General features: G+C 56.0%; 2 protein-coding genes. Both read right to left on the bottom strand.

What is annotated here, in order from left to right; translation table 11 throughout:
- A partial coding sequence (locus Q0L39_RS11510; RefSeq protein WP_296629322.1) for a DNA polymerase III subunit alpha occupies positions 1–2,577 on the bottom strand: 2,577 nt, incomplete at its 3' end.
- Between the two features lie 22 nt (positions 2,578–2,599).
- On the bottom strand, positions 2,600–2,861 hold a 262-nt coding region (gene whiA / locus Q0L39_RS11505; RefSeq protein WP_296629320.1), incomplete at its 5' end, for a DNA-binding protein WhiA.

Genomic DNA, 2,861 nt, shown 5'->3' with positions numbered 1-2,861 from the left:
GCCGTTGAGCTCACGTTCGCGCACCAGCGCCTCCATCACGCTTCTGCCCAGATTTTTGACGCCCAGAAAACCAAAGCGAATGCAGCCGTTTTCGACGGTGAAGCCGGTGCTGCTGAGGTTGATATCCGGCGGCAGAATCTTAATCTTCATCTGGTCGCATTCCTTGAGGTAGCCCAGCATCTTGTCGGTATTATCCAGGATACTGGTCAGCAGCGCCGCCATATATTCCTTCGGATAGTGGGCTTTCAGGTAGGCGGTACGATAGGCGACCATCGCATAGGCAGCCGCATGGGATTTGTTGAACGCATAGGAAGCAAACGAGCTCATCTCGTCGAAGATTTCGTTGGCGACCTGCTCGCTGACGCCGTTGGCGACGCAGCCGACACAGTCGATCGAGCCGTCCTCCTTTTTGGCGCCCCAGATAAAGTTCTGCCGCTCCTTTTCCATGACGTCGTGTTTCTTCTTTGCCATGGCGCGGCGGACAAGGTCGGCTCGTCCATAGGAGTAGCCCGCCAGCTTGCGGCAGATCTGCATAACCTGCTCCTGATAGACGATACAGCCATAGGTGACGTCGAGAATATCCTTGAGCAGCGGCGTTTTATAGGTGATTTCCTCTGGATTGTGGCGGTTGCGGATATATTTTGGAATCGAGTCCATCGGTCCTGGGCGGTACAGCGAGATGACCGCGATCAGGTCCTCGACCGACTCCGGTTTTAACTGGGTGAGCACCTGACGCATACCGCCCGACTCGAACTGGAACACGCCTTTCGCCTGACCTTTTGACATCATCTCAAAGGTCAGCTTGTCGGACAGCGAAACTTTTTCGATGTCAAAGTCCGGTTCAGTGCGGCGGATCATCTTTTCCGCATCGCTGATGACGGTGAGGTTTCGCAGGCCCAGAAAGTCCATCTTGAGCAGTCCCAGCTCCTCCAGAGTGGTCATGGTGTACTGGGTGACGATCGCCTCATCGTTTTTAGCAAGCGGTACATAGGTTTCGACTGCGTCACGGGCAATAACCACACCGGCTGCATGGGTGGAGGCGTGGCGCGGCATTCCCTCGATCTTGGAGGCGTGGTCGATGAGTTCCTTGACCTGCGGGTCGCTCTCGTACATGATCTTTAAGTCGGGCGAACGTTCGAGCGCCTCGGCGATGGTGATGTGCAGATCCATCGGAATGGCTTTGGCAACCTTGTCCACCTGCTGATAGTCCATGCCCATCACGCGGCCGACATCGCGCACGCCGCCGCGGGCTGCCATCGTACCAAAGGTGATGATCTGTGCCACTCTATCCTTTCCATACTTGCGGATGACGTAGTCAATGACCTCCTCACGGCGCTCATAGCAAAAGTCGATATCAAAGTCCGGCATGCTGACACGCTCCGGATTTAAAAAGCGCTCAAAGAGAAGGTTATATTTCATCGGGTCGATGCCGGTGATACCAATGCAGTAGGCTGCGATGCTGCCTGCACCGGAGCCTCTGCCTGGTCCGACCGGAATGCCCTGTCGTTTTGCATAGTCAATAAAGTCCCACACGATGAGGTAATAGTCGACATACCCCATCTTTTCGATGACCGACAGCTCATATTCCAGACGCTGGCGGTATTCTTCAGGCGGGTTTTCGCCGTAGTTGCGGTACAATCCTTCGTAGCATTTGTCGCGGAAGAAGGTGACGTTGTCGCGCTCGTCCGGCGCTTCAAACCGCGGCAGAATGTGGTGTCCAAAGGTAAAGTCCACCTGGCACTGTTCGGCGATGCGCACCGTGTTGTCCAGCGCCTCGGCGATGATCTGTTCGTCTCCGATGCACTCGCGCATCGCGTCGTACATCTCCTGACGGGACTTGATGTAAAATTCCTCGGTTTCAAACTCCATCCCATTGTCCTCACCCAGCGTATGGTTGGTCTGGATGCAGATGAGGATTTTCTGGGTGGTGCTGTCGGCGCGGGTCAGATAGTGGCTGTCGTTGGTGGCGACCAGTCCCACATCCAGCTCGCGGGAAAGCCGCACCAGATCGGGGATAATGCGCTGCTGTTCACGGATGCCGTGGTTTTGCAGCTCGATAAAATAGTTATCCTTTCCAAAGGTGTCCAGATAAAACTGGGCCGCTTCCTTTGCCTTGTTGTAGTCGTTCTGGCTGAGCGCACGCGGCACTTCTCCTGCCAGACAGGCCGACAGCGCAATCAAGCCCTCGCTGTGCTGTCTGAGCAGCTCACGGTCGATACGCGGCTTAAAGTAAAAGCCCTCGGTAAAACTGCGGGACACCATCTTGATGAGGTTGCGGTAGCCCGTCTCATTTTTGCACAGCAGCACCAGATGGTAGGGAGAGGTGTCCAGCCCGTTTACCTTGTCAAAACGGGTGCGCGGCGCCACATACACCTCGCAGCCGATGATCGGGCGGATGCCGTTTGCCTTTGCTTCCTTGTAAAAATCAATGGCGCCGTACATGACGCCGTGGTCGGTAATCGCTACCGCACTTTGTCCCAGCTCCTTGGCGCGTGCCACCAGCTGTTTGATCCTGCACGCGCCATCGAGCAGGCTGTACTCGCTGTGGACGTGAAGATGAACAAAATTGTCCTCCATTGGGCTGTGCTCCTTTCGTTTTCTATTTCTGCTCCTGACGCACCTGACGGGCAATCTGGCTGATCTTCTGCAGACGATGGTTGATGCCTGAGCGTGAGACACCCAACAGTTCGCCCAGCTCCCGCAGCGACATCTCAGGGTGGCGCAGCCGCGCTTCGGCGGTCTGCTTGAGCGGCACTTCCATCGTCTCAAAGGCGCCGGTCTTTTTGAGATAGCGGATGTCCGCCGCCTGCGCCGTCGCTGCATTGACCGTCTTTTCGATGTTGGAGGTCTCGCAGTTGGTC

This window comes from uncultured Negativibacillus sp. (assembly GCF_944388365.1).
Taxonomy (GTDB): Bacteria; Bacillota; Clostridia; order Oscillospirales; family Ruminococcaceae; genus Negativibacillus.
Note: the sequence above shows the minus strand (reverse complement) of the source record. Positions and strands in the feature narration are given on the sequence as shown.